The organism is Rudaeicoccus suwonensis (genome assembly GCF_007829035.1).
GTDB lineage: Bacteria > Actinomycetota > Actinomycetes > Actinomycetales > Dermatophilaceae > Rudaeicoccus > Rudaeicoccus suwonensis.
This window is the reverse complement of the sequence record NZ_VIVQ01000001.1, coordinates 995411-1019896: the sequence shown is the minus strand read 5'-3', so window position 1 is coordinate 1019896 and position 24486 is coordinate 995411. Positions and strand designations below refer to the sequence as shown.

Annotated in this window: 23 protein-coding genes; 8 read left to right on the top strand and 15 right to left on the bottom strand. The window is 67.5% G+C overall.

The window, feature by feature from the left end; all coding sequences use genetic code 11:
* Positions 1–88: 88 nt before the first annotated feature.
* The 5 genes from BKA23_RS04660 to BKA23_RS04640 all read right to left on the bottom strand — a co-directional run bounded on the left by BKA23_RS04660 (position 89) and on the right by BKA23_RS04640 (position 6767).
* The gene (locus BKA23_RS04660; RefSeq protein ID WP_145225930.1) at positions 89–1915 is read right to left on the bottom strand and encodes an LpqB family beta-propeller domain-containing protein; all 1827 of its coding nucleotides are present in this window, start codon (positions 1913–1915) and stop codon (positions 89–91) included.
* Positions 1912–3582: an MtrAB system histidine kinase MtrB gene (mtrB, locus tag BKA23_RS04655; RefSeq protein WP_246104450.1), complete on the bottom strand. Its 1671-nt coding sequence runs from the start codon at positions 3580–3582 to the stop codon at positions 1912–1914. Before mtrB ends, BKA23_RS04660 begins: the two co-directional genes overlap by 4 nt.
* A gap of 23 nt (positions 3583–3605) precedes the next feature.
* Positions 3606–4283 carry an MtrAB system response regulator MtrA gene (gene mtrA, locus BKA23_RS04650; protein WP_145228205.1) on the bottom strand — a complete coding sequence of 226 codons (678 nt, stop codon included), beginning with the start codon at positions 4281–4283 and terminating at the stop codon, positions 3606–3608.
* A gap of 212 nt (positions 4284–4495) precedes the next feature.
* Entirely contained in the window at positions 4496–5932 is a 1437-nt protein-coding gene (gene ahcY, locus BKA23_RS04645) for an adenosylhomocysteinase (protein WP_145225925.1), read from the bottom strand.
* A gap of 283 nt (positions 5933–6215) precedes the next feature.
* On the bottom strand, positions 6216–6767 hold the full coding sequence (locus BKA23_RS04640; RefSeq protein WP_170226374.1) for a TetR/AcrR family transcriptional regulator: 552 nt from the start codon (positions 6765–6767) through the stop codon (positions 6216–6218).
* 144 nt (positions 6768–6911) lie between these two features.
* Here BKA23_RS04640 and bioB point away from each other — a divergent pair, with 144 nt between their 5' ends.
* From bioB to bioD, 4 genes are read left to right on the top strand one after another with little or no spacing between them, the layout of a single operon-like run.
* Positions 6912–7973 carry a biotin synthase BioB gene (gene bioB / locus BKA23_RS04635; protein WP_145225921.1) on the top strand — a complete coding sequence of 354 codons (1062 nt, stop codon included), beginning with the start codon at positions 6912–6914 and terminating at the stop codon, positions 7971–7973.
* Positions 7966–9318 carry an adenosylmethionine--8-amino-7-oxononanoate transaminase gene (locus BKA23_RS04630; RefSeq protein WP_145225919.1) on the top strand — a complete coding sequence of 451 codons (1353 nt, stop codon included), beginning with the start codon at positions 7966–7968 and terminating at the stop codon, positions 9316–9318. Before bioB ends, BKA23_RS04630 begins: the two co-directional genes overlap by 8 nt.
* A complete protein-coding gene (locus BKA23_RS04625) occupies positions 9315–10439 on the top strand; it encodes an 8-amino-7-oxononanoate synthase (protein ID WP_145225917.1) in 1125 nt (374 codons plus the stop codon). The genes BKA23_RS04630 and BKA23_RS04625 overlap by 4 nt, the downstream gene beginning before the upstream one ends.
* A complete protein-coding gene (gene bioD / locus BKA23_RS04620; protein WP_145225915.1) occupies positions 10436–11104 on the top strand; it encodes a dethiobiotin synthase in 669 nt (222 codons plus the stop codon). The genes BKA23_RS04625 and bioD overlap by 4 nt, the downstream gene beginning before the upstream one ends.
* A gap of 59 nt (positions 11105–11163) precedes the next feature.
* On the opposite strand, the gene BKA23_RS04615 is transcribed toward bioD, so the two are convergent.
* Positions 11164–12126, bottom strand: coding sequence for a cation diffusion facilitator family transporter (locus BKA23_RS04615; protein WP_145225913.1), 963 nt, complete (start codon positions 12124–12126; stop codon positions 11164–11166).
* Positions 12127–12235: 109 nt separating this feature from the next.
* On the opposite strand from BKA23_RS04615, the gene BKA23_RS04610 reads away from it, so the two are divergent.
* Positions 12236–12700, top strand: coding sequence for a phage tail protein (locus BKA23_RS04610; protein WP_145225911.1), 465 nt, complete (start codon positions 12236–12238; stop codon positions 12698–12700).
* Positions 12701–12779: 79 nt separating this feature from the next.
* Here BKA23_RS04610 and BKA23_RS04605 read toward each other — a convergent pair whose 3' ends face one another.
* The gene (locus BKA23_RS04605) at positions 12780–14153 is read right to left on the bottom strand and encodes a mycothione reductase (RefSeq protein ID WP_145225909.1); all 1374 of its coding nucleotides are present in this window, start codon (positions 14151–14153) and stop codon (positions 12780–12782) included.
* A gap of 24 nt (positions 14154–14177) precedes the next feature.
* Positions 14178–14849 carry a maleylpyruvate isomerase N-terminal domain-containing protein gene (locus BKA23_RS04600; RefSeq protein WP_246104595.1) on the bottom strand — a complete coding sequence of 224 codons (672 nt, stop codon included), beginning with the start codon at positions 14847–14849 and terminating at the stop codon, positions 14178–14180.
* A 131-nt stretch (positions 14850–14980) separates the two neighbouring features.
* Here BKA23_RS04600 and BKA23_RS04595 point away from each other — a divergent pair, with 131 nt between their 5' ends.
* Entirely contained in the window at positions 14981–16216 is a 1236-nt protein-coding gene (locus BKA23_RS04595; protein ID WP_145225905.1) for an MFS transporter, read from the top strand.
* Positions 16217–16309: 93 nt separating this feature from the next.
* Here the strand turns inward: BKA23_RS04595 and BKA23_RS04590 are convergent, their stop codons facing one another.
* The 6 genes from BKA23_RS04590 to BKA23_RS04565 all read right to left on the bottom strand — a co-directional run bounded on the left by BKA23_RS04590 (position 16310) and on the right by BKA23_RS04565 (position 21601).
* The gene (locus tag BKA23_RS04590; RefSeq protein ID WP_145225903.1) at positions 16310–17545 is read right to left on the bottom strand and encodes a kynureninase; all 1236 of its coding nucleotides are present in this window, start codon (positions 17543–17545) and stop codon (positions 16310–16312) included.
* The gene (locus BKA23_RS04585) at positions 17542–18348 is read right to left on the bottom strand and encodes a tryptophan 2,3-dioxygenase (protein ID WP_145228203.1); all 807 of its coding nucleotides are present in this window, start codon (positions 18346–18348) and stop codon (positions 17542–17544) included. The genes BKA23_RS04590 and BKA23_RS04585 overlap by 4 nt, the downstream gene beginning before the upstream one ends.
* 78 nt (positions 18349–18426) lie before the next feature.
* On the bottom strand, positions 18427–19608 hold the full coding sequence (locus BKA23_RS04580) for an SIS domain-containing protein (protein WP_145225901.1): 1182 nt from the start codon (positions 19606–19608) through the stop codon (positions 18427–18429).
* Positions 19609–19614: 6 nt separating this feature from the next.
* A complete protein-coding gene (locus BKA23_RS04575) occupies positions 19615–19818 on the bottom strand; it encodes a Trm112 family protein (protein WP_145225899.1) in 204 nt (67 codons plus the stop codon).
* Positions 19815–21233, bottom strand: a complete 1419-nt coding sequence (locus BKA23_RS04570) for a phosphomannomutase/phosphoglucomutase (protein ID WP_145225897.1) — start codon at positions 21231–21233, stop codon at positions 19815–19817. The genes BKA23_RS04575 and BKA23_RS04570 overlap by 4 nt, the downstream gene beginning before the upstream one ends.
* A gap of 11 nt (positions 21234–21244) precedes the next feature.
* On the bottom strand, positions 21245–21601 hold the full coding sequence (locus BKA23_RS04565) for a DUF3499 domain-containing protein (protein WP_145225895.1): 357 nt from the start codon (positions 21599–21601) through the stop codon (positions 21245–21247).
* A gap of 290 nt (positions 21602–21891) precedes the next feature.
* On the opposite strand from BKA23_RS04565, the gene BKA23_RS04560 reads away from it, so the two are divergent.
* Positions 21892–22215: a metallopeptidase family protein gene (locus BKA23_RS04560; protein ID WP_246104449.1), complete on the top strand. Its 324-nt coding sequence runs from the start codon at positions 21892–21894 to the stop codon at positions 22213–22215.
* Complete coding sequence (locus BKA23_RS04555; protein WP_145225891.1) at positions 22215–23051, top strand: SDR family oxidoreductase; 837 nt, start codon at positions 22215–22217, stop codon at positions 23049–23051. Before BKA23_RS04560 ends, BKA23_RS04555 begins: the two co-directional genes overlap by 1 nt.
* Here BKA23_RS04555 and BKA23_RS04550 read toward each other — a convergent pair.
* Positions 23045–24481, bottom strand: coding sequence for a DUF5719 family protein (locus BKA23_RS04550; protein ID WP_145225889.1), 1437 nt, complete (start codon positions 24479–24481; stop codon positions 23045–23047). The two genes, BKA23_RS04555 and BKA23_RS04550, sit on opposite strands and share 7 nt — an antisense overlap.
* Positions 24482–24486 lie beyond the last annotated feature (5 nt).

Here is a 24486-nt window from a genome sequence, read left to right as displayed (position 1 = left end):
GGCAGTGCAGGTGCGGTACGGCGACCTGGACTGTGGACAACCCGGGCAGCGGCGCGTTGCTGTGTGCCCGCCTCGGCGGCGGGTTATCTCAGGTGCCCGGAACGATGACGTCACGGGCCTCACCGAACGGCTGCCACTGGGCACCCACCCGCGTCAGCACGGTGTTCTGGTTCGTCGTAACGTAGAACGCCCCATCACCACCGGTGGCCATGATCGAGGTTGCCCCGCGAGCGACGTTGAGCGAGCTGCTGAACTGGCCGATCTGGATCTGCTCCGGCTCGACGATCCCGCTCGTCGGATCGGCCCCGAGCACCGCGAGAGTCGTGCCATTGACCCAGGTGACGTCGACGACGCCGGTGATGTCGGTGGCCACCGTCAGGGGCGTGCCCAGCGACTGCGCGCTGTCGGACTTGGGATTGCGAGCGATCGCGCTGACGTAAGTGTGACTGACGCCGTTGCGGTCGCGGACGACCATGGCGACTCGTGTTCCGTCGGGGGCGACCTTCAGCGCCAGGATGGTGCCGCCGTCGAGCCAGGGGACACTCACCCGCTGCGGCTGGGCATTGGCCACGGGCTGCGAGGTGTTGATGACCCACACGGCAGCGGTGCCATCCGGAGCGCGGTGTGGTGCGGGGCCGGCGTCGGTGATGCCGGCCACCCACAGCTCGGTCAACGAACCGGAGTCACTGGTCTGGATCGTGCCGAAGCTGGGCTTGACCAGGTTGGAGCCGAAGCTCGGCAGGATCGTCAGCTTGCCGTTGATCCAGCGGCCGAGTTGCGAATTGCTACCGGAAACTGCGGCGAGCTGGGTGCCCCCGAAGATCGCCGCGAAGTGATACCAATTCTGCGAAACGACGGGTAGCGCCGGCAGACCGGCGTTGGGCGTCACGTGCTCATTGAGAGACCCCGCCGACCCGGTCACCGGGTCGACCCACTGCAGGGCGGTCTCGCTGGTGCGGGCGATCACGGTCGTCGCGCCGCCCGGATCGATCTGGTAGCCGACGTCACTGGGCTCCAACGGCGTTTGCGGCAGCCCGCTCGCTGCGAGCCGGACTCCGTCGACGACGACGTTGACCCGCTGCACCGATGTCACCTGGGCGAGGGTCGCGATCATGCTCGCCCAGAGGCCACTGCGTTGGGTGTTGCTCGCCCGTAGCGCATCCTCGGTCAGGTCGACGGTTGCGACCCCGTTGTTGTCGATCGGCACCGAGGCCACCTGCAGGCGGGTGCCGGACGGCAACGGTGCCATCGTCATACCGGACATCCAGGATGGTGGCCCTCGCAGGATCGCGGTCGCGAGTGCTGTGACCAGGCCCGTCGTGGGGAACCACTGGGTGTCGGGCACGAGCGTGTGTCCGGTGGCCGCGGCATAGAAGACGGTCTCGGGTTGATAGAGCCGTCCGGTGAAGTCGGTGGCATTGATGAAAGTGCCGAAACCGCTGGGAATGCTTGAGATCCGCCACTGTCCGCCGACCTTGGTCAGCCCGAACTGCGCTGAGTACGGCTCGGCGCCCGCTTCCTGGGTCAGGTGTCCCGTCGCATCGAGGGTGGCAGTGCGTCGGATGGTTGCAACCACCGTCGACGACCCGGTCGGCGTCACCGTGATAGGGCGCGACCCTGAATAGATCGAGACGGTGGTGGGATCCCATTCCTTGCTGGCCGAGGTGGTGAGGAACTCGCGCGCCTTCTGGTAGTCCTGATCGAGGCCGGCGTTGGCGGCCAGGAAGCCGCTGACGATGTCCTGCGGGCGGGCGCCGGGTTGTGGACCTGGATAGTTGACCTCCACCTGGGTCGGGGCCGGCGTGTTGTCGACCGGGACACCGGCGCGAACTCCACTTCTGCTGGGCAGACCCGCGCAGCCGGCGAGGGTCAGCACGGCGAGCATGAGCAGCAGCCACCGAGTTGCCCGTCTCATCGCATGCCCCTGGTGGGATCGATCAGATCGATGCGCCCAGCGGCAGAGGTGCCGATGGTCAGGCTGTTGCCGGTCGGCATCGCCACACCGGCCTCGGAATCGTCCGGCGACAACGTCACCGGTGATCGCCGGATCGGAACACCTGCGCGGACCGGCAGCGTCAGGCGGAAGCAGGCCCCCTTGCCCGGCTCACCCCATGCCTGCAGCCATCCGTCATGCAGAGCGGCATCCTCCAGCGAGATGGACAGGCCGAGGCCGGTCCCACCAGTGGTGCGGGCGCGCGCCGGGTCGGCGCGCCAGAACCGGTTGAAGACCATCGACGGATCCCCCGGGCGCAGACCGACGCCGTAATCGCGAACGGCGACCGCGACGGCCGTGGCATTCGCCGAGACCGTGATGTCGACGGGGTGACCCTCCGCGTGCTCGACCGCGTTGACGATGAGATTTCGGACGATGCGTTCGATGCGACGTGAATCCATCGGCGCGACAGCGGGTTTGCGGGCATGCAGCCGCAAACGCACGTTGTTCGCAGCAGCGAGGGTCTGCGTGGCGTCCATGACCCGCGTGACCACCTCACGCAGGTCCTCGGGCTCGGTCTTCAGAGCGGTGGCGCCGGCGTCGAAGCGGCTGATTTCGAGCAGGTCGGTCAGCAGCGACTCGAACCGGTCGAGCTCGCGGCTGAGGAGTTCGGCGGAGCGGGCCACCGGAGCCGCGAAATCCTCCCTGCTGGCGTAGATCATGTCCACCGCCATACGGATCGTCGTCAAGGGCGTGCGCAACTCGTGAGAGACATCGGAGGTGAAGCGTTGCTGCAATTTCGACAGATCCTCCAGCTGACGGATCTGTCGCTGCAGGCTGTCGGCCATCGCGTTGAACGACATCGCCAGGCGGGCAAGGTCGTCCTCCCCCGACACCTGCATGCGCTCGTTCAAGGCGCCCGCACTCAACCGCTCGGCGACATGCGCCGCCGAGCGGACCGGCGTCACCACCATGCGGGTGACGACATACGCGATGCCGGCGAGCAACAGCACCAAGGCAAGTCCACCGAGCCCAAAGGCGGTCTTGACGATGCCGAGCATCTGCGACTCGGCGATCATCGGGGAGACGAGGTAGTAGTCGTATTCGCCGGCGTTGGGGATGTTGACCCTGGAACCGACCAAGACGGCCGGAACCCGCTTGCCATCGACCGACATCGAGATGATCTGGATCTGCAGGTGCGTCGGATCGTGGTAGACGGCCGCCTTGATCTTGGCCGGCACGATCGAGGGGCTGATCCCGGCCGAACTCACGGTTCCCATAGGAGGGAAGGTGTTGTCCGCGGGCCGCTCGATGATGACGCCGACGGACTGGTCACCCACGCGCGGGCCTACCGAACCGGCGATCTGCTGGGCGAGCAGCCGTAGCGAGGTCAGATCGGTCTGTGTCGCGTTGTTGAACTGCCCCTGTGCATTGTCTCGCTGAGTGAGGGCCTCCTGCTGGGTCAGGCTGGTTGCCCGGCTGACGAGGCCGTCGGCGATGCGGTGGTACATGTAGGTGCCGAGGCCGAGAGCCACGAGGGTTCCGAGCAGCACCGTCGCAGCGACGACACGGAAGTGCAGCGACCGCAGCCAGGCATGCACGACGGCCCGGCCGGCACGGACCAGGGACCGGCCGAGTCGGCCTCTCACGACGACAGCATCTGCGGCGCGGGTCAGGCCGGTCCGGCCTTGTAACCCACTCCGCGCACGGTCAGCACGATCTCGGGGTTCTCCGGATCGCGCTCGACCTTCGAGCGGAGGCGCTGGACATGGACATTGACCAACCGGGTGTCACCGGCATGCCGGTAACCCCAGACCTGCTCCAGCAGCGATTCGCGGCTGAAGACCTGCCAGGGTTTGCGCCCCAGTGCCACCAGCAGGTCGAACTCCAGTGGCGTCAACGAGATGGGCACGCCGTGACGCTTCACCGAGTGGCCGGTCACGTCGATGGTCAGGTCGCCCAGCTCCATCAACTCCGAGTCGGGTTCGTCGCCGCGCCGCAACCGTGCGCGTACCCTCGCCACGAGTTCCTGTGGCTTGAAGGGCTTGGTGATGTAGTCGTCGGCTCCGCTCTCGAGACCGCCGACCACGTCGATGGTGTCGGTGCGGGCCGTCAGCATCACGATCGGGACGGTGGACTCCGCGCGGATGCGCCGGCACACCTCGATACCGTCCATCCCGGGCAGCATGACGTCCAGGAGCACGACATCCGGTTTGTGCTCCCGGAAGGCGTACATCGCCTGGCCGCCGTCGGCGCAGTGGCTCACGTCGAGGCCCTCGTTGCGCAGGATGATGCCGAGCATCTCCGCCAACGAAGGATCGTCGTCGACGACCAGTACACGCCCGTCCATCTGGTTATTGCCCTTTCGGTTGTCCACTGCCCCGTTGTCAATCTTCACACACACCGCACCGTATGCCGCGGGACATGCCTCGCGCTTCGCCTCCTGGGGCGAGGCAACGGCACATGCGAGGGCGGGCCGCGCAGGCAATGCCCGCGCGACCCGCTTGGTGCGATCAGGTGGTCCCGGATTCGCGACGTATGCCGCCGCGCACCCGCACCGGATCAGTACCGGTAGTGGTCCGGCTTGTACGGACCGGCGACATCGACGCCGATGTACTCCGCCTGTTCCTTGGTCAGCTCCGTCAGCTCGACGCCGAGAGCGGCCAGGTGCAGACGGGCGACCTTCTCGTCGAGGTGCTTGGGCAGCACGTAGACCTGGTTGTCGTACTCACCGGGCTTGGTGAACAGCTCGATCTGCGCGATCGTCTGGTTCGCGAACGAGTTCGACATGACGAAGCTCGGGTGGCCCGTCGCGTTGCCGAGGTTCATCAACCGGCCCTCGGACAACACGATGATCGAGTTGCCGTTCGGGAAAGTCCACTCGTGCACCTGCGGCTTGATCTCGGTCTTGACGATGCCGGGGATGCGCGCCAGACCGGCCATGTCGATCTCGTTGTCGAAGTGCCCGATGTTGGAGACGATCGCCTTGTTCTTCATCGAGGCCATGTGCTCGGCGGTGATGATGTTGAAGTTGCCGGTGGTGGTCACAAAGATGTCGGCGATACCGACGACGTCCTCCAGACGCGAGACCTGGTAGCCCTCCATAGCGGCCTGCAGCGCGCAGATCGGGTCGATCTCGGTGACGATGACGCGGGCGCCCTGACCGGCCAGCGCTGCGGCGCAACCCTTGCCCACGTCGCCAAAACCTGCGACGACGGCGACCTTGCCACCGACGAGCACGTCGGTGGCACGGTTGAGACCATCGAGCACCGAGTGACGGCAGCCGTACTTGTTGTCGAACTTGGACTTGGTGACCGAGTCGTTGACGTTGATCGCCGGGAACAGCAGGTCACCGGTCTTGGCGAGCTCGTACAGACGGTGCACACCGGTGGTGGTTTCTTCGGTGACGCCCTTGATCTGTGCGGCGATCCGGGTCCACTTCTGCGGGTCCTGCTCGAGAGTGCGGCGCACCAGCGCCTTGAAGACCTGGAACTCCTCGGCGTCGGCGTCGGTCGTGGGCGGCACCTGACCGGCAGCCTCCCACTCCTTGCCCTTGTGCACGAGCATCGTGGCGTCGCCGCCGTCGTCCAGGATCATGTTGGGACCGTCGCCGCCGGGCCAGGTCAGGATCTCGTTCGTGCAGTCCCAGTACTCCGGAAGCGTCTCGCCCTTCCAGGCGAAGACCGGCACACCCTGCGGGTTGTCGACGGTGCCGTCAGGGCCGACGACCACGGCGGCCGCGGCCTCATCCTGGGTCGAGTAGATGTTGCAGGAGGCCCAGCGGACCTCGGCACCGAGCGCGACCAGCGTCTCGATGAGAACGGCCGTCTGCACGGTCATGTGCAGCGAGCCGGCGATCTTCGCGCCCTTGAGCGGCTGGCTCGCGCCGTACTCGTGCCGCAGGGACATCAGGCCGGGCATCTCGTGCTCGGCGAGCCGCAACTGGTGGCGGCCGGCCTCGGCGAGGCTCAGGTCTTTAACCTTGTAATCGAAGGACATGTTCGTCCGAACTCCTCATGGGTTGCATCAACGATGTCGGCGGGCATACCAGCGGTGGTCGATCGGGCATCAGCCCGAGGAGCGCCGACCCTGCTTGCATCGCGCCCGCTCGATCGTGATTTCGCGGTTCAAGAACCCGGCGCGCCCCTCTGGGCTGCGAAGGCAAGGGTCATCACCCACGCCGGCCGCGCACCAGTTTAGCGGCCGGATGAGAGCCTCTCGGCCACCACATGTCACCACATGGCACTGGCGGGCTGAGTCGCACCCGATCCTCCGTGGGTGGTCACCGTGTGGCGAGTCCACGGAGGATCAGCCGCAGGCCACGCTCGTATGACGCACCCGCGCCGCGCGTCGACAGACCGGCGAGACGCCGGTTTTGTTCTGCGCCGACGCATCCCAGCAGATGATGCACGATCAGATCGGTGACGGCAGCCCGCTCGCGGCCGGCGATGCCGAGACCACCGACCAGCCCCCGCAATCGGACGAAGGCCTGCACCGAGGCGGGGTCGAGGGCGTACCCGAGCGCGACGACTTCGGCACCGTCGGGCACCGGCAACACCGCGGCCCGCACCCCTGCTGCCAGCGTCTCGATGGCTGCAGCGGCGGCGACTGTGTCCGATGTCCGACCCGGGCCTGCGTCCGGCAGATCGACGTCCGAGAGCATCCGGTCGGCAACCCGCACCAGCAGAGTCTGTTTGTTCTCGACGTGCCAGTACAGCGCCCCCGGCTGCACTCCCAGTTCGGTCGCCAGACGCCGCATCGACAGATCCGCCAAGCCGTGCCGCCGCAGGATCGCGGCAGCAGTCTCGATCACCCGGTCGGTCGTCAACGGCATACCGCTCGCCCTTCTGTGACGCGCCGGCCAGCCGGTGGCTCCCGACATACTTGAACGGTGTTCAATAGAGGACATTGAACACCGTTCAGGTATGTCGCCCGGCAGTGCGGGTCGACAGCTGACCGACGGATCACAAGGAGCATCATGCCGACCATCAGCAACCGCGTCGACGACATCCTGGCGGGAGACACCGCCACGCAGCAGGACGCGCTCGCGGTGCTGCGGGCACCGGACGAGGACGTGCTCGACCTAGTCGCGGCAGTCGCCCGGCTGCGCAGGAAGTTCTTCTCCAACACCGTCAAGGTCAATTACCTGGTCAACCTCAAATCCGGTCTGTGCCCGGAGGATTGCCACTACTGCTCGCAGTCGCTCGGATCGCAGGCGGACATCCTGAAATACAAGTGGCTGCAGACCGACGAAGCGATCGAGCAGGCAGCTGCAGGTCTGCGCGGCGGCGCCACCCGGGTGTGCCTCGTCAGCAGTGGCCGCGGGCCGACCAACCGTGACGTCGAGCGGGTGGCGTCGATGGTGGGTGCGTTGAAGGACGAGCACCCGGACGTCGAGGTGTGCGCCTGCCTGGGGCTGCTCAAGGACGGACAGGCGGAGCGGCTCCGGGACGCCGGAGTCGATGCCTACAACCACAACATCAACACCGCTGAGTCTCATCACGACTCGATCGTCACGACGCACACGTATGCCGATCGCGTCGACACGGTGACCAAGGCCAAGGCAGCCGGGCTGTCGCCGTGCTCGGGTCTGATCGCGGGTCTGGGCGAGAGCGATACGCAACTGGTCGAGGCATTGTTCGCATTGAAAGACCTGGACTCGGACTCGATCCCGGTGAACTTCCTGATGCCCTTCGACGGCACTCCGTTCGAGCACACCTGGGAACTCACTCCCCTGCGCTGTCTCAAGATCCTCGCGATGGCGCGAATCGTCTGTCCGGACAAGGAGATCCGGATCGCCGGTGGTCGTGAGATGCACCTGCGTTCGCTGCAGGCACAGGCTCTGCACCTGGCCAATTCGATCTTCCTCGGCGACTACCTCACCTCCGAAGGACAGGCGGCCGAGGCCGACTTGGCGCTGATCCGGGACAACGGCTTCGTCGTGCTCGGGTCACCGGAGCAGGTCGGGCCGCATGCCGAGTCCCACGACCCCGCGATCCGTCGTCGCGGTGCCGGCACCGCCGCCGTGCCCAATGCCTGAGCGAGTCGAGACGCCTGCGTCCCTGTCCCGCACGATCACGCGAGATCAGGGCCTGGTCTGGCATCCCTACGCGCCTCTCGACGGGCCCGCGCCATACGCCGTGCGTGCCGCCTCCGGGGTACGGCTCACCCTGGAGGACGAGCGCGGCACCATTCACGAGGTCGTCGATGCGATGGCGTCGTGGTGGTGCGCGGTGCACGGTTACCGCCACCCGACCCTTGACGCTGCAGCGCACGCCCAGATCGACAGGTTCAGCCATGTGATGTTCGGCGGTCTCACGCACGACCCGGCCGTCGACCTCGCCGAGCGGCTGGTCGCGATGGCGCCTGGACCCATGGCTCACGTCTTCTTCGCCGACTCGGGTTCGGTGTCGGTCGAGGTCGCTCTCAAACTGGCGCTGCAGTTCCAGTCCGCAGCCGGGCGACCGGCACGCCAACGCTTCCTGACGGTGCGCGGCGGCTATCACGGCGACACGTTCGCGGCGATGAGCGTCTGCGATCCCGTCGACGGGATGCACTCGGCGTTCCCAGGCGTGCTGGCTCGCCACAGTTTCGCGCCGCGGCCGCCATCAGCTCGACTGGTCGTGCATGACGGCGAACAACACTGGGAATACGACGAAGTCGAGCTGGCCGTCTGGCGGGATGCCGTCTGGGAGACAGCGCGATTGCAGCGCGACGAACTCGCCGCTGTCATCGTGGAGCCGGTGTTGCAGGGTGCTGGTGGCATGCATGTCTATCCACCGGAGTGTCTGCGGGCGTTGCGTGAGATCGCAGACGAATTCGACCTGTTGCTGATCCTCGACGAGATCGCCACCGGATTCGGCCGCACCGGGCGACTGTTCGCCGCTGAGTGGGCGGACACGCGCCCGGACATCATCTGCGTCGGCAAGGCGCTGACCGGCGGATATCTCAGTCTGGCCGCAGTCCTGACCACCGCCGACGTCGGTGCCGTGATCACGGCGTCGGACTTCCGGGCATTGCTGCACGGCCCGACCTTCATGGCCAACCCACTGGCCTGCAGTATCGCGAATGCGTCCCTCGCCCTACTCGAAAAACGCTGGCAGCACGACGTTTCCAGAGTTGCCTCCGCACTCGACGACGGCTTGCAGCCGGCACGTGCCCTCGCCTCGGTCAGCGACGTGCGAACCATCGGAGCCGTCGGCGTGATCCAACTGCACGGACCGGTCGATGTCACTGCGGTCACTCGCGCCGCCATCGAACGCCGGGTGTGGGTGCGCCCGTTCCGCGATCTGGTCTACACCATGCCGCCGTACGTCAGCACCAGCGACGATGTGGCGACCATCTGCAACGGCCTGGTCGGTGCCGTGCGTGAGGTGCACGGATGAGTGGCTGGAACGCATGGTTCGACGAACGCGCCACGTTGCGTCACGCGCGTGGCACGGAACGCACCGACGCCATTCTGCGGCAGAAGCATTCGATCGATCTTGCATCCAACGACTACCTCGGTCTGGCATCTGACCCACGGGTGGTTGCTGCGGGCGTGCAGGCGCTGCGCACGTATGGCGCATCTGCCGGCGCATCCCGACTGGTGACCGGCACCCTCCCGGTGCATCACGACCTCGAGGCGGCGTTGTGCCAGTTGACCGGAAACGCGGCGGCGCTCGTGTTCTCCAGCGGGTACACCGCCAATATCGCTGCGGTGACGGCCCTCACCGGCCGCGGCGCCCATCTGCTGCTCGACGCCCACGCTCACGCGTCCCTGCATGACGCCGCCCGCATGTGCCGCTCGCCGTACGAACTCTTCGCGCACAACGATGTCGCCGCGCTCGACGCCCGTCTCGCGGAGTTGTCCGGGGTGCGCGTGCTGGTCGCGGTGGAGTCGGTCTACTCCGTGCTGGGCGACGCCGCTCCGCTGATCGAGTTGGCCGACGTCTGCCGACGACACGGCGCGTTGCTGCTCGTCGACGAAGCGCACGGCATCGGCGTCACAGGCGCGGGTCGCGGCAGCGTGCACGCCGCCGGACTGGCCGGTGGAGACCACCTCCTGGTGACCGCGACATTGTCGAAATCCCTTGGCGCACAGGGCGGTGCGGTGCTCGGCTCGCCGCAGTTGCGCACGCACCTGGTCAACGCCGCCCGCACCTTCATCTTCGACACCGGCCTCGCGCCGGCCGCTGCCGCAGCCGCGATCGCAGCGATCGACATCGTGGTGGACGAGCCCGACCGGGTCGCCGGCATCGGTCTGCGTGCCGCGCTCATCGCCGACGCGCTGCACATCGAACCGTCTGCGGGAGCAGTGCAGTCGGTGCCGATCAGCAGTCCGGCCGCTGCGGTCGCGGCGCGCGACGCGCTCGCGGCGCAGGGCGTTCTGGTGGGCTGCTTCCGGCCGCCGAGTGTGCCGGACGGGGTATCCCGTCTGCGGATCACCGCTCGCGCGGATCTGCCGCTGGGCGAGGTCGCACGCGCCATACGTAGTGTTGCCGCTCAGACAGCGGTGCTGCTGTGATCCCTGCGGTCATCGTCGTCACCGGAACAGACACCGATGTCGGCAAAACCGTTGCCACTGCTGCCATTGCCGCGTGTCTGCAGCACGCTGGGCGGTCGGTTGCGGCATACAAACCGACGCAGACCGGCGTGACCGGCGCCGACCCCGGCGACATGGACGTCGTGGCCCGCCTGACCGGGGTGCCGACGTCGGAGGGCACCCGACTGATCGCGCCCATGGCTCCGCGCGCGGCCGCCGCTCGTGAGGCCGTCGCACTGCCCGATCTAGAAGCACATCTGGCCGAGGTGCGGCGGCTCACGTCGGCATACGACCACGTGCTGGTCGAGGGGGCGGGGGGCCTGCTCGTCGAACTCACCGACGGAGCCCAGACGCTGGCCGACCTCGCCGTGGCGGTGCCGCACTGCGGCATCGTGCTCGTCGCGCGCAGCGGGCTGGGTACGCTCAATCATGTTGCACTGACGCGAGAGGCATTGCAGCGCCGAGGGATTCGATCGCTCGGTGTGATCATCGGATCGTGGCCGACAAGTCCCGACGAGATCGAGATCGACAATCGCGCCTACCTGCAGGACGCTCCCCTGCTCGGAGTGCTGCCGACGGGTATGCCGCAACTGCCACCGGACGCATTCAAACGCGCGGCAGTCTCTGCGCTGCCCTTCTTCGCCTGAGAAACGTCACGAAGCGACTGACTGCGCGCGACTGATCCGTCGGGCACGCTTCGCGGACATCAGGTGGTCGACGCGTCTTTCGCGGCCGCGTCGATATCGGGCTCGAGGAAGATCACCAGCTTCAGGTCAGGCACGGCCGCTCGCGCGCGAGCCTCAGCATCGTTGATCGCGGCAGCGATGACCCTGCCCGAATCTGCGGTTCCGACAGCGATTTTCGCCGCCACCAGCAGTTCTTCCGGGCCGAGGTGAAGGGTCTTGAGGTGGATCACGCGATCGACCTCGTCGGCAGCTTCCAGTGCCTCACGCACCGCGGTCACCTTGGCAGGCGCCGCCGCCTCGCCGATGAGCAGCGACTTCATCTCGATCGCCAGAACGACTGCGACCGTGACCAGCAACACGCCGATCAGACCGGTGCCGATGGCATCCCACACGGCATTCTCAGTGATGACCGCCAGCCCGACGCCGAAGAGCGCGAACACCAGACCGATCAGGGCGGCGAAGTCCTCGAGCAGGATCACCGGAAGCTCAGGTGCCTTCGCGCCGCGGATGAATTCGCGCCAACCGGACTCTCCCCGAAGGACATTCGACTCATTGACCGCGGTGCGGAAGGACATGCCCTCGAGTGCGATCGCGACGAGCAGGATCACGATCGGCACCCACCACCACTGCTGGTGAACGCCCGGCTTCTCACCGTGACCCAGGTGAGCCTCGTGCCACTTGTGGTACGCCTCGTAGAGCGCGAACAGACCGCCGACGCTGAACAGCACCACGGACACGATGAACCCGTAGACATAGCGTTCGCGACCGAAGCCGAACGGGTGCTCGGAGGTGGCCTTGCGCTGCGCCTTCTTGCCACCGACCAGCAGCAGGAGCTGATTGCCGGAATCCGCCGCGCTGTGAATGGATTCGGCCAGCATCGAACTCATTCCCGTCAGCAGGAATGCGAGAAACTTGGATATCGCAATGCCGAGGTTGGCTCCGAGCGCGGCCAGGATCGCCTTGTTGCTGCCTTCGTGGGACATGGCGCGAGTGTATTCAGGATGTACCCAGTCTCAGGACCTCGTGTCACCGCCGGCGATAGGATCGTCAGTTGCAGAGCCGGCGTCCGGCACGAGTCGTAGGGAGAGGCCGATGGCCCAGATCGTGGATTTCAAACAGGTGTCGACCGACGGTTTGGAGTCGTCGCCGGTGGCAGCAGCCCTCGCTGGCCTGCGCGCCAACGAGGCTCGTTACTTCAAGAACAAGTACGACCACGATTTCGCCGTCGAAGCAGCGGCGGACGCGCAACCCACCATCGAGTGGGTTGACCGCATCCTCACGGAAGAACGCGACATCGAATTCGCCTCACCACCGCTGCAGGCGAGCGACTTCCGGGTCGAGAACATCCGCTGGGTGCACGTGTTCTACCAGAGCGGACTCGCCGTCAATGTGCTGTGGACCCTCGACGGCGGCGGCAAGCGCGCGGTGGGCTTCAAGCTGTCCGAGGGTATGGAGGTGCCTGCGGAACTCGCCGAGAGGTTCAAGTTCGCGCGGCAGAAGTCAAAACTGGCCGGCACGATCCGCGGGTCGTACTTCGTCATCAAGGGCGACTACTGAGCTGACCCGTTCGGTAGCGCGGAGTTGTGCTGCTCAACGACCGTGGCCGGCCGGCAGGCGTGTGCCGGTCCGCGCCAGATCAGTCCTCGAAATCCAGGCCCAACAGCGCGTTTTCGATGACCTCGGTGAGCGCGGGGTGGATCCAGTACTGCCCACGGGCCATCTCCGGAGCGCTCAGGCCGAAGCTCAACGCCTGCACGACCGGCTGGATCAGCATGCTGGCCTCGGGCCCCATGACGCTGGCGCCGAGCAACTGGCGAGAACGCCGGTCGGCCACCACCTTGAAGATGCTGGTGGTGTCCTCCATGGCCCAGCCGTATGCCGTGTCGCCGAACTTCTGCACCTTGACCGTGACGTCATGACCGGCCGCGCGCGCCTGCTTCTCGGTGAGTCCTACCGACGCGATCTGCGGGTGCGTGAACACCGCAGCAGGCACGAACCGGTGGTCGAACGAGTGCAGGTCGTCCGGGTGCGCCAGGTTGTGCGCAACGACCCGTGCCTCGTGGTTGGCGACATGTTTGAGCTGATAGTCCGAACTGGCGTCACCCAGCGACCACACGCCGTCGACGCTGGTGCGCCCATGCGCATCGACCTGCACACGACCGTCGGAATGTCGCTCCACGCCTGCGGATTCGAGACCGAGGCGAGCAGTGTTCGGCTGACGACCGGTCGCCACGAGCAACAGCTCCCCCTCGACCGGATCGGCACCGTGCAGCTGCACGGCGACCCCGCTGCCGGTGGCTTCGGCGCCCGTGACGACCGCATCGAGGTGCACCTCCCACTGCTGCGCCGCGATCTGCGTGAAGGCTGCGGAGATCTCGTCGTCCTCGGCGCGCAGCAGGCCGGGTCCGCGCGTGACGATCTTGACCTTGACACCCAATGCGGAGAACACGTGCGCGAACTCGGCCGCGATGAAACCGCCACCGACGATGACCATCGAGGCGGGCAACTCATCGATGCGCATGATCGTGTCACTGGTGTGGAAGGCCACCCCCGACTCGGCGATCACGTCCGGGATCACCGGGTGCGCCCCTGTGGCGATCACGATCTGGTCGGCGGTGACGTGCTCGGTGCGGCCGTCGACATCGACCTCGAGCGCTTTCGGTCCCACGAAGCGCGCATGCCCGAGGTATGCCGTCGTATTGGGCCCGTTGACGCGATAGTCCTTACCACCGGCGGCAATCGGGTCGATCCGGCCGAACACCCGATCGCGGATGTCGCGCCAGCGCACGCCGTCAACATGCGCGTCGACGCCATACCTCTCGGCACCGCGCACCTGGTCGGCGACGTCGGCGGCATACACGAACATCTTGGTCGGGATGCACCCGACGTTCAGGCAGGTTCCTCCGAAGATGCCTTCCTCGATGACGGCGACCCGCTTGTCGTCGAAGTCGGGTGTCACGAGCGAGTTGCCGGAGCCGGTGCCGATGATGGCCAGGTCGAAGTGCGTCACCCGCCCAGCGTATGACGGTGCCGCTCAGCCGAAGACAGGCAACCGTGCAGCGATCCCCCCTAACGCCTGCCGCTCATCGGCAGTCGGCTCGACCCGCCCACTGCCGATGAGCAGAAAGCGCTCTGCCGCAACGAGATTCGCGGCGGGCGCAGATCCGTCGGCGAGGACCTCGATCGTCTCCCGGGCGAGCATCGCGGCGTCCGACGCTTCGGCATACGGCACAAGAAGATCCAGGCGGTGCAGATGCAACTCCACCGCCCACGTGGCGATCAGGTCGCCGGTGCTCAGGACGTGGCCCTGAAAGCGCACCGTGGCGTCCTGCAATCCACCGAGCGCGTGCTCGGTCTGGTCGAGCACATCTGCGAGGTGACGCACCGCACCGCTGGGTCGCGCATACGCCGAGGAGGTGCGCCGCAACCACATCGTTCCTTCAACAGTTCCGCCTCCACCACCGGGGGCGAATTCCAGCCAGTACGTCGCCGCATCGCGATCCGGCGCCAGGGCGGTCCCGGCTGTGAAGCACGCGAGCAGCTCCTGCAGACCCGCGCGCACGTGGACCACGACCTCAAGCCGAGCCCAGCCAGGACATCCGCTGGGTTCGAGCAGGCCCGTGTCGTTCACGGTCGCCAGCGCCCGGCGCCACTCCCCGATCTCGGCGAGCAGAGCCGTGCGTGAGCGCTCCAGGGTCACGTTCATCGCTCGCACAGCGGCACGGTACCGCTTCGCCATCGGACGGACCCCATCGATCGTCGTCCGCATGTCGGACATTTGTCTCATATGTCGGATAGGTGATGTTCTGACGATCCAGCGGTAGCAACCTGGCATTCGTGCCTGCATCCACCTCCTCCACGACGCCCGAGCGCGTGGACGACGACGGCAACGTGCACTGGAAGCGCAATCTCGTGGTCTGCCTGTGCGGTTCGTTCACCACGATCGTGGCGATGACGATGCTGGTGCCGTTCCTGCCGATCTTCGTGCAGGAATTGGGGGTTCACGACCGCGACGGAGTGCTCGCGTGGTCCGGTGCGGCATACAGTGCGACCTTCCTGACCGCCGCCCTGACGGCTCCGCTGTGGGGGACACTCGGTGACCGGTACGGCCGCAAGTCGATGCTGATCCGGGCCAGCTTCGGTATGGCGATCGCTATGTCGTGCATCGGTCTCGTGCAGAACGTCTGGCAGTTGCTGGGCATGCGACTGCTGGTCGGCCTGCTCGGCGGCTACTCCTCCGGCTCCACCATCCTGGTCGCCGCCCAGACACCCCGCGATCGCAGCGCCTGGGCGCTCGGCACGTTGTCCGCCGGCGTACTCGCCGGCAACATCGCCGGACCGCTGATCGGCGGCTTTGCGCCGGAGCTGGTCGGCGTGCGCACGACCTTCCTGCTCGCCGGCGCCCTCATCTTCGTCGCATTTCTCGCCACGACGTTTCTGCTCAAGGAAGACCGGAAGCCGTTGCAGGGGAGCCAGTCTCGGAAAGACCGGCTCTGGTCACGGCTGGACAACCCCGGCCAGGTCGGCCTGCTGCTCGGCACTGCGAGCCTGCTGATGTTCGCGACGATGTCCGTCGAACCCACCATCACGCTGTTCGTCGAACAGCTCGCCGGCACCGCCCGGCACGCGTCGATGGGGGCCGGCATCGTGATGTCGCTCGGCGCTCTCGGCAGCATCGTGTCGGCGCCGCGCCTGGGCAGGTTGGCCGATCGTGTCGGTCACGGCCGCGTCATCATCGGCTGTCTGCTGGTCGCCGGAGTCTGCCTCCTCGCCCAGGCTGCAGCTCCGAACGTGCCTGCCCTGGCCGTCCTGCGGCTGCTCATGGGTGCCGCCCTGGGCGGACTGCTGCCGGCCATCACCGCAGCGATCCGCCACCGCGCGCCGAGCGATGTCGTCGGCCGCCTGCTGGGCTGGTCGGTGTCCGCGCAGTATGTCGGCCAGGTCAGCGGGCCACTCATCGGAGCGGCCGTCGGTGCACGATTCGGACTGCGCAGTGTCTTCGTCGCCACGGGGGCGATCCTGCTCGCCGTCGGAGTGGTCAATCTCTTTTCCGCGCAACGCAATCCGTTATAGGGCCAGGCCGGAAACCCAGCTCGTCCGGCGCCGAAGACACCAGCACAGTCACCCGCGGCCCTCATTCGACCGACCTGACGCGCCGACGCAACATCAACCGCCGACGACGATCTCCTGCATGACCGCAAGCGCACGGACGAGGTCGCCGAACGTGGACGACAGCGGCGCGAGGCCCAGCCGGATCCCGTCGGGCGCGCGAAAGTCAGGGATCACACCCTGCCCCCACAACTGCGCGTTGACGTCACGGAAGTCGCCGCGGCTGATCGTCACGTGTCCACCACGACGCTGCGGATCGCGCGGTGAACTCACCCGCACATCGGCGCTGTCCGGCCAGCTGTCGACGATCTCGATGGCCAGGGTGGTGAGGGCCAGCGACTTCTCGCGGATCGCCGCGACGCCTGCCCGGCCGATGAGCTCGACACCTGCGCGCACCGGAACCATCCCCAGAATCGGCGGAGTGCCGCTCACCAGCGACCTGATCCCTGCAGCAGGCACGTAGCCTGGACCCATCGTGAAGGGATCGGCCCGGCCCATCCACCCCTGGATCGGCTGCCGCACATCGCCTTGCAGCTCGCGGCGGAGATAGCCGAAGGCGGGTGCACCCGGCCCACCGCCGATGAACTTGTAGGTGCACCCGACGGCCAGATCGACGCCCCACGCATCGAGCTCTATCGGCAGGACACCCACCGAATGGCACAGGTCGGCCAGCACGAGCGCACCGGCGTCATGGGCGACGGCCGTGATCGCGGGCAGGTCGGCGATCCATCCGGAGCGATAGGCGATCTGGCTCAGCACGACCAGTGCGGTGCGTTCGCCGACGACCTGCGCGACCTGCTCGGCATACAGCCCCTCGGCCGGGTCGGTCTCGATCCACCGCAGCCGCAGTCCGCGCTCCGCGGCGATCCCTTCGAGCACATAGCGATCGGTCGGGAAGTTGTCGGTGTCGATGACGACCTCGTCGCGACCCGGCCGAGCAGCCACCGCTGCGCGTGCGAGTTTGTAGAGCATCACCGTCGTCGAGTCGGCGACCACCGTCTGCCCGGCGGCGGCGCCCAGGCAGGCCGCCGCGAGTTCGTCACCGACCCGTTCGGGCCACTGCATCCACGGGTCGTCGCCGTCGGTCCAGCTGCGGATCAGGTCGGTGCCCCATTGACCGGTGACCAACCGTTGCAACGCCGGCCCGACGGCGCGCACCGGACGGCCCAGCGAATTGCCGTCGAGGTAGGCGACGAAGCCGGGCTGCTCGACCGGCATGAACTCGCCGACGTATGCCGCAAGGTCATCCTCTGCGTCCAATTGTGCTGCGCGCTGGACGAATTCGTCGTTCATCGGTGGGAGACTCCGTTCGCAATGTCGCCGCGAACGGCATACAACTCGGGGAAGAAGGTCAGCTCCAGGGCCCGTCGCAGGAAGGGAACACCCGAGCTGCCTCCGGTGCCGCGGGCGGAGCCGATGATCCGCTCCACGGTCTTCAGGTGCCGAAAACGCCACTGCTGAAAGTTGTCCTCAAGGTCGACCAGCTCTTCGCACGTCTCGTAGATGTCCCAGTGCGTCTCGGGGTCGCTGTAGACCTCTCTCGCGACCTGCAGCACCGCGTCGCTGGCGACATACGGCTGTGTCCAGTCGCGGTCGGTGACCTCCGCAGGAAGGCTGAACCCGCGCCGGGCGAGCAGTTGCAGGAAGACGTCGTACAGACTCGGCTCGTGCAGCATCTCGGTCAGCAGGTCCCGCCACTGCGGCTCGCTGTCGAAGACCCGCACCATGTCGGGGTTCTTGTTGCCGAGCAGAAACTCGACCGCGCGATATTGCACCGACTGGAAGCCAGATGACGTCGCGAGGAAGTCGCGGAACTTGGCGTACTCACTCGGGGTGAGCGTCGCCAGCACCGACCACTGCCCGGTGAGGGTCGCCTGGACGTGCTTGACACGGGCCAGCCGCTTCAACGCGGCGGGCAACTCGTCCGCGCCGATCAGGTCTCGTGCCGAACGCAGCTCGTGCAACACCAGTTTGAACCACAGCTCACTGGTCTGGTGCTGGATGATGAACAGCAGTTCGTCGTGCTGTGGCGGCTGCGCGAGCGGATGCTGGGCCGACAGCAGCGTCTCGAGGTCGAGGTAATCGGCATACGACATGTCATGCGGGGTTGCGCTGGTCACGACAAGCAACCTACCGACGAGCCGATCGACTCCGCGCGCGGACGGCGCGCACGATCAAAAACCGGTGGTGCGGTCACGCAGATCCGCGATGTGCGGGGACACGGCCGGGTCGACGCCCAGACCAATGGCGAGGTAGGTCGCAGCGAAGTCTGTCAGCGCGACCAGCTCCCCCAACCGCACGACGGGATGCCCTGCGGATGCTGTGGATTCGATGACCTTCACCCCTGCCGCACGAGCAGTCTGCAGCAGTGCGTCGGTCAGTGCCAGGGCCGTGTCGGTTTCTTGGGTGGGACGGGACGGGAGCGCATCTCGCAGCATCAGCAGGCCCAGCTTCGGCTGCGCCGGAGCATCGAGGAACGGATCGGCGAAAACGTCGTCCCCGCGTGCCGCCGGAGCCCCGGCACCGCCGCCTGCGGTGAACGGGCCGTCGAAGCACGCCACGACCTGCGAGGCCGCATCGGGCAACTCGCCGCAGGTCGCCGGGATGCGCGCGGTCCGCGCGAGCATGGCAGACGCACGCCGCGCGGCGACGCCGGTGAGCGCTCCGTCACCGAGCACCACCGGCACCGTTTCGGCCAGTTGCACCGCCATCAGTTTGGCCGGATTGACGAAGGACTCCGATGACGGGCGGCAGGTGTCGGCCTGCTCGTCCAGTCGATCGGCGAGCTGGCCGAAGACGTGTTCCGGTATGTCGGCCAGGCCGAGCTCGTCCGCGGCGCGCAGCACGGGAGTGAGCAACGACCAGAGCGACGTCCGCGACGATGTGCGGCTGCGGCCCACGCCGATGTGCACGCCGCGTGCCCGGTGGCTGATCTGCGCCAGCGGTGAGTCCTCCGCACCGACGGTGAGCAGTGAGGCACCACGTCGGGCAGCCTCGCGCGCGATCGCGAGCGGTCCCCCAGCAGTGCCCGACAGCGAGACGGCGATCACCAGATCCAGCGGACCGACCCACCCCGGCAACGGCAGATCGCGGCGCACCGTCACCGGCACGGGCGACGAGGGCTCAGCCAGGAACTCCAGCACGTCCGCAACGAGTGAACTGCCGCCCAACGCCGCCACGACAACGGCACGAGGTCGCTCGGCATACGCAACGCGGTGCACGCCGCCCTCGGCCGCAAGCGTCACCGCTTCGCGGACCTGAGCCCCCGCGGTCGCCAGTGCACGCAATGTCTCCCGCGAATCGCGCAACGCCAGTTGCTGCGGGTCGTCGATCCAGGACTCGTCGAGGAACGGCATACCGAATCACATCGGAACAGAACGGGATTCGTCAGCAAGTAGAACCGGCACACCACCATCGATGCGGTATGCACGACGACACCCGGGCTCGCCGCACTCCGTCGCGCACTGCAACTCCGGGGCGCCGTCGGGGCCCACCGCGTCGATGAGTTCGTGGTGCCCCACCGGGCAGCGCAGGATCTCGCGCAGCCAGGGTTCGATGCTCGTCATCTACTTTCCTCCAGTCGAATCAGCCCGAGCACGACGTCCCGGACACGTTCCATTGTCGCGGCATCAGATGCCTCCACGTTCAGCCGCAGCAGCGGCTCGGTGTTGCTGGCGCGCACATTGGCCCACCACATCGGCGGGCCCTCGTGGGTCCAGGTGATGCCGTCGAGGGTGTCTTCGTCGATGCCGCCCCGCGACTTCATCCATTCGCGAACCCGCTGACGGGCGGCTTCAGCGTCGGCCACCGTCGAGTTGATCTCACCGGATGCGACATACCTGCTGTATGCCGCAGTCAGCTCGGACAGCGGCCGGTCCTGCTCACCCAGCGCCGCCAGCACGTGCATCGCCGCGAGCATGCCGGTGTCAGCGAACCAGAAGTCGCGGAAGTAGTAGTGCGCTGAGTGTTCACCACCGAAAACCGCGTTGTGCGAGGCCATTTCGGCCTTGATGTAGGAATGCCCGACGCGGGTGCGAATCGGATGTCCGCCGTGCTCGGTGATGATCTGCGGCACCGCGCGCGAAGAGATGAGGTTGTAGACCACATTGCCGCTGCCACCGACGCGGCGCAGCTCGCGGGTCGCGACCAGAGCCGTGACCGCCGACGGGCTCACCGGCTCGCCGCGCTCGTCTACGACGAAACACCGGTCGGCGTCGCCGTCGAAGGCCAGGCCGATGTCTGCACCGTGGTCGACCACCGCACGCTGCAGATCACGCAGGTTGGCCGGATCGAGCGGATTGGCTTCGTGGTTGGGGAAGGTGCCGTCGAGCTCGAAATACAGCGGCACGACCTCGAGCGGAAGCGCCGGCAGGCCGGCTCCCTCTCCGAGAACCGCCGGCACCGTGTGGCCGCCCATCCCGTTGCCGGCGTCGACGACGACCTTCAACGGGCGGTTGCCGCGCAGATCGACCAGGTCACGCAGGAATCGCGCGTAGTCGCCGAGGATGTCGCTCTCGTCGATGGCGCCAGGCACGGGTGCCGTGTCTGCGGTGCGGGTGCCGTCCAGAGCCGCTTGCGCCAGTTGGGTGATGCGGGCCAGCCCGGTGTCGGTGCTGACCGGGCGGGCACCGGAGCGGCACAGCTTGATTCCGTTGTACTTCGCCGGATTGTGGCTGGCGGTGAACATCGCGCCGGGCACACCGAGCGAACCACTGGCGAAATACAGACCGTCGGTGGAGCAGAGCCCGATCAACGTGACGGCGACACCTGCGGTTGCGACGCCTTCGGCGAAGGCTTGCGCCAACTCGGGCGAACTCGGGCGCATGTCGCGTCCGACCACGATCCGGTCGGCTCCCTCGGGTATGACGACCACCTCGGCGAACGCGGTGCCCAATGCGCGAACGCTGTCATCGTTGAGCTGTTCGGGCACGACGCCGCGAACGTCGTAGGCCTTGACGAAATCGGCCAGGTGCACTGTCACAGGGGCGAAGCCTACCGGCGGGGTGATTGACCCGGCAGGCCCGGGACGACGGTCAGCGTCGGACGGCCGGACGGCGCCTCGGGCGCGCGACTCCGCTGCGGCGAGCCCGCCGCGCGCACCGCGTCGGCCAACGCGAGCAGGTCGTCCGGCGTGGGCTCCGGTTCGCTGAGATCGATGGCCAGGCGCACGACATTCCAGCCGCGAGGGGCGGTCATCCGGGTGGTGTGGTCGGCGCACAGGTCGTAGGTGTGCGGCTCGGCATACGTCGCGAGCGGACCGAGCACAGCGGTGCGATCGGCATGCACATACGTCAGAGTCGCCACGGCCGCACCGCGGCAGGCGGTTCGCGAGCACTGTCGTTTCAGCATGCACACCTCGTCACAACAGACGACTGTAGGTCAGTGTGACCCGCTGACCGGATCGGCACGCCGCGTAGCAGCAGTCCGCGAGGTGACGATGCACCGAACACTCGCTCGGTCCCCGGGCGATGCAGCGGCGGTTCCGCGGCGGACTCCTGCCATGTGTGCGACCGGCGACCCGCCGAAACCTGCGGCATACAGCCGGGTGGGGTGGGCGGCTCGTTACAGTCGGCCCTGTGATGAACGACCGGCACGGACGCGGACACCGAGGCCCGCTGGCCTGGCCCCCGGTGCCGGCGATGCGTAGCAGGTCGGAGGAATTCGACGATCTGGTGCTGGACGCCGTCGAGAGCCTGGAACGCCGGCTGCATCGCTCGCTCGCCGACATCGAGTTCGCCGTCGAGGACGTGCCGTCGAGCGATCCGCCGCCATGGGAGCGACGGCTGGCCCTGGGCCGGTCGTTCGCAGCGACGAAGAACGGCGCGCCGCGCGTGGTGCTCTACCGGCGACCCGTCGAGAGCCGGGCGTCGGATGCCGCGGATCTCGGCGACCTCGTCGAGGACGTCCTCGCCGAACATGTGGCTCATCTGCTCGGCATCAACCCCGATGACCTGGAGGACTGATGGCGCGACCAACCGACCCGCCGCCGCTGATCCCCGGACTGCCCGGATTGACCCGTATGCCGGTGCTCGTCACCGGCGGCACCGGCACGATCGGCTCACAGGTGGTCACCGAGCTGCTGGAGTCCGAGGTTCCGGCCCGGGTCCTGACCCGACTTCCCCGGCCCGGAAGCCCGGGCGAGCAGGTCGAGGGTGACCTCGCCGCCGGGTTCGGCCTCGCCGGCGCAGTCGAGGGTGTGCAGGCGGTGATCCACTGCGCCACGAACCCCGCCCAGGGTCAGCAGGTCGACGTCGACGGCACTCGTCTGCTGTGCGACGCGCTCGCCCGGCACAACCCCGAAGCGCAGCTGATCCACGTCTCGATCGTCGGCTGCTGGGACAACCCCTTGCCGTACTACCGCATCAAATGCGAGTCCGAGACGGTTGTGACGACCTCCGGCCGCCCTCACACGATCGCGCGCGCGACGCAGGTGCACGAGTTCGTTGCCCGACTGGTCGGCGCTCGCCTGGGCGGTCTCGCGCTCGGCGTCCGCGATCTGCGCTTCGCGTCGTGCGACTCACGCTGGCTGGCCAAGGGCTTGGTCGACCTCGCTCTCGACGAGCACGTGTCGCCCGACCCGGTGGAGTTCGCGGGGCCCGAGGTGATGTCGGTGCGGGATCTGTCTGCGCTGACCGCGCACGTGCGGGGCAAGCGGGCACCGAGGATGTACCACCTGCCGACGATCGGCGGAGTGTTGCGCGGCCTGGCCGACGGGTCCAATCTGCCTGGGCCCGGAGCGATTCGCGGTGGGCGCACGTATGCCGAATGGCTTGCCACCGAAGGCAACTCCGGTCAGTAACGCGCTGCTGTGGCGCTCAGGCCGGTGTCCGGCTCGACTGCCGGAGCGAGCGGCACCTCGGCGATGAGCGCGCCCTTTGAATCCTTGCCCTGTATGACGAGGCCGGCGTAAACGCTTCCCTTGGTCGTCTTCACCCACACCGACTGCGCACCGGTGACCGACACCACCGTCGGGCGGCCAGCTGCAAGGGCGACGTCTTTTGTGGTGGTGCCGGCAGCGGTGGTCACCACCACCCGTGCGGCGGACCCTGCTGCCGATCCGACGAGCACCAGTTGGCTTTGTCCGGCCGGCACCGACTGCGGCAGCGCCAGACCGGCGAGGCCGGTGACGGCTGTCGCCGACGGCAGCCACGCGATGTCACTCACCCCGGAAGCAGCCGTCCGGGTCAATGCACCGGCGACGACCGGCTCGTCCGCGGTCACCTGCACGGCATAGGTGCCCGCCTGCAGACCGGTCGGTGTGATCGCGGCGGTGGTGCCAGCGGCGATCGTCTGCACCTGATCATCGAGCACGGCACCTGAGGCGTTGACCGCTCGGACCCGAACGATGGCCTCGCTGGCCCCGGGCACGGCCACCCGCACCTGCGGAGCAACGGCACCGACCGTGACAGCCGGCAGCACCTGCGAGGTGGCGGCAGGGGCCGCCGGACCGGACGTCGACTCCCCCACCGGGGTCTCACCCGACATCCAGCTGTCGGTGAGCGCGGCGACCACGCCGCCACCGACGGATGTCACATGCACCGCGGGTGCCTGCAGGGTTGCGGCCAACGCGCCGAGGACGACAGTTTTGCGTGCTCCAGGTGGGATCACCAGCGCGTGAACGGAACTGGTCGCGTCGACTCCCGTGGTGCCGACGACCGCGGCATCGACGGTCACCGGGGTCGCGCCGGGGTTGGCCAGCACCAGTCGCGCCACCCGGCCCTTGTCGGTGCCGCCCCCGAACAGCCAGGCATCCCGGGTCGGCACGCCGCACTGTTGGAGGTTGAGACCGCGCTGCGTGGAACTCGAATCGAGAGTCCATTGCGAGGCGGAGAATCCGGCGGCCATGGCCCCTGATGCCTTTGCCTGTCCGCTGCTGTCCCCGGCGATGGTCACGTCGCCGGTGCCGCCACGCTGCAGGGTGACCGGGCCGCCCTGACCGGATGCGCCGGACCAGGTGACCGAACCTGCCCCGGTGGCGCGCGACGTCAGCACCGACGGAGCCGAAGCCAGCAGCATCGAGACCTTTTGCTGGGTGTCGGTCGATCCCGGTGCCCCGGCGCGGTCAGGACCGGCACACGTCAGGTCGGTTGCCGCCACAACTCCGTCGGACCCCGTACGGATGACGGGTGAGACGTCCCAGTGCCGCGTCGCCGACACTGTCGAGTGCACCTGCGTCGCACCGAAGACCAGACCGCAGCCCACGCCTGCGGTCACCACGGCGCGGATCACGCCCA

What these genes read in the sequence shown, in the direction of transcription:
- BKA23_RS04615 (WP_145225913.1), bottom strand. Translation starts at nt 12,126, where the DNA reads ATGTCCCACGAAGGCAGCAACAAGGCGATCCTGGCCGCGCTCGGAGCC.
- BKA23_RS04630 (WP_145225919.1), top strand. Translation starts at nt 7,966, where the DNA reads ATGCCTGAGCGAGTCGAGACGCCTGCGTCCCTGTCCCGCACGATCACG.
- BKA23_RS04640 (WP_170226374.1), bottom strand. Translation starts at nt 6,767, where the DNA reads ATGCCGTTGACGACCGACCGGGTGATCGAGACTGCTGCCGCGATCCTG.
- BKA23_RS04585 (WP_145228203.1), bottom strand. Translation starts at nt 18,348, where the DNA reads ATGTCGTATGCCGATTACCTCGACCTCGAGACGCTGCTGTCGGCCCAG.
- mtrA (WP_145228205.1), bottom strand. Translation starts at nt 4,283, where the DNA reads ATGGACGGGCGTGTACTGGTCGTCGACGACGATCCTTCGTTGGCGGAG.
- BKA23_RS04600 (WP_246104595.1), bottom strand. Translation starts at nt 14,849, where the DNA reads ATGAACGTGACCCTGGAGCGCTCACGCACGGCTCTGCTCGCCGAGATC.
- bioB (WP_145225921.1), top strand. Translation starts at nt 6,912, where the DNA reads ATGCCGACCATCAGCAACCGCGTCGACGACATCCTGGCGGGAGACACC.
- BKA23_RS04575 (WP_145225899.1), bottom strand. Translation starts at nt 19,818, where the DNA reads ATGACGAGCATCGAACCCTGGCTGCGCGAGATCCTGCGCTGCCCGGTG.
- BKA23_RS04580 (WP_145225901.1), bottom strand. Translation starts at nt 19,608, where the DNA reads ATGCCGTTCCTCGACGAGTCCTGGATCGACGACCCGCAGCAACTGGCG.
- BKA23_RS04625 (WP_145225917.1), top strand. Translation starts at nt 9,315, where the DNA reads ATGAGTGGCTGGAACGCATGGTTCGACGAACGCGCCACGTTGCGTCAC.
- BKA23_RS04590 (WP_145225903.1), bottom strand. Translation starts at nt 17,545, where the DNA reads ATGAACGACGAATTCGTCCAGCGCGCAGCACAATTGGACGCAGAGGAT.
- BKA23_RS04565 (WP_145225895.1), bottom strand. Translation starts at nt 21,601, where the DNA reads ATGCTGAAACGACAGTGCTCGCGAACCGCCTGCCGCGGTGCGGCCGTG.
- BKA23_RS04660 (WP_145225930.1), bottom strand. Translation starts at nt 1,915, where the DNA reads ATGAGACGGGCAACTCGGTGGCTGCTGCTCATGCTCGCCGTGCTGACC.
- BKA23_RS04560 (WP_246104449.1), top strand. Translation starts at nt 21,892, where the DNA reads ATGCGTAGCAGGTCGGAGGAATTCGACGATCTGGTGCTGGACGCCGTC.
- BKA23_RS04610 (WP_145225911.1), top strand. Translation starts at nt 12,236, where the DNA reads ATGGCCCAGATCGTGGATTTCAAACAGGTGTCGACCGACGGTTTGGAG.
- BKA23_RS04555 (WP_145225891.1), top strand. Translation starts at nt 22,215, where the DNA reads ATGGCGCGACCAACCGACCCGCCGCCGCTGATCCCCGGACTGCCCGGA.
- ahcY (WP_145225925.1), bottom strand. Translation starts at nt 5,932, where the DNA reads ATGTCCTTCGATTACAAGGTTAAAGACCTGAGCCTCGCCGAGGCCGGC.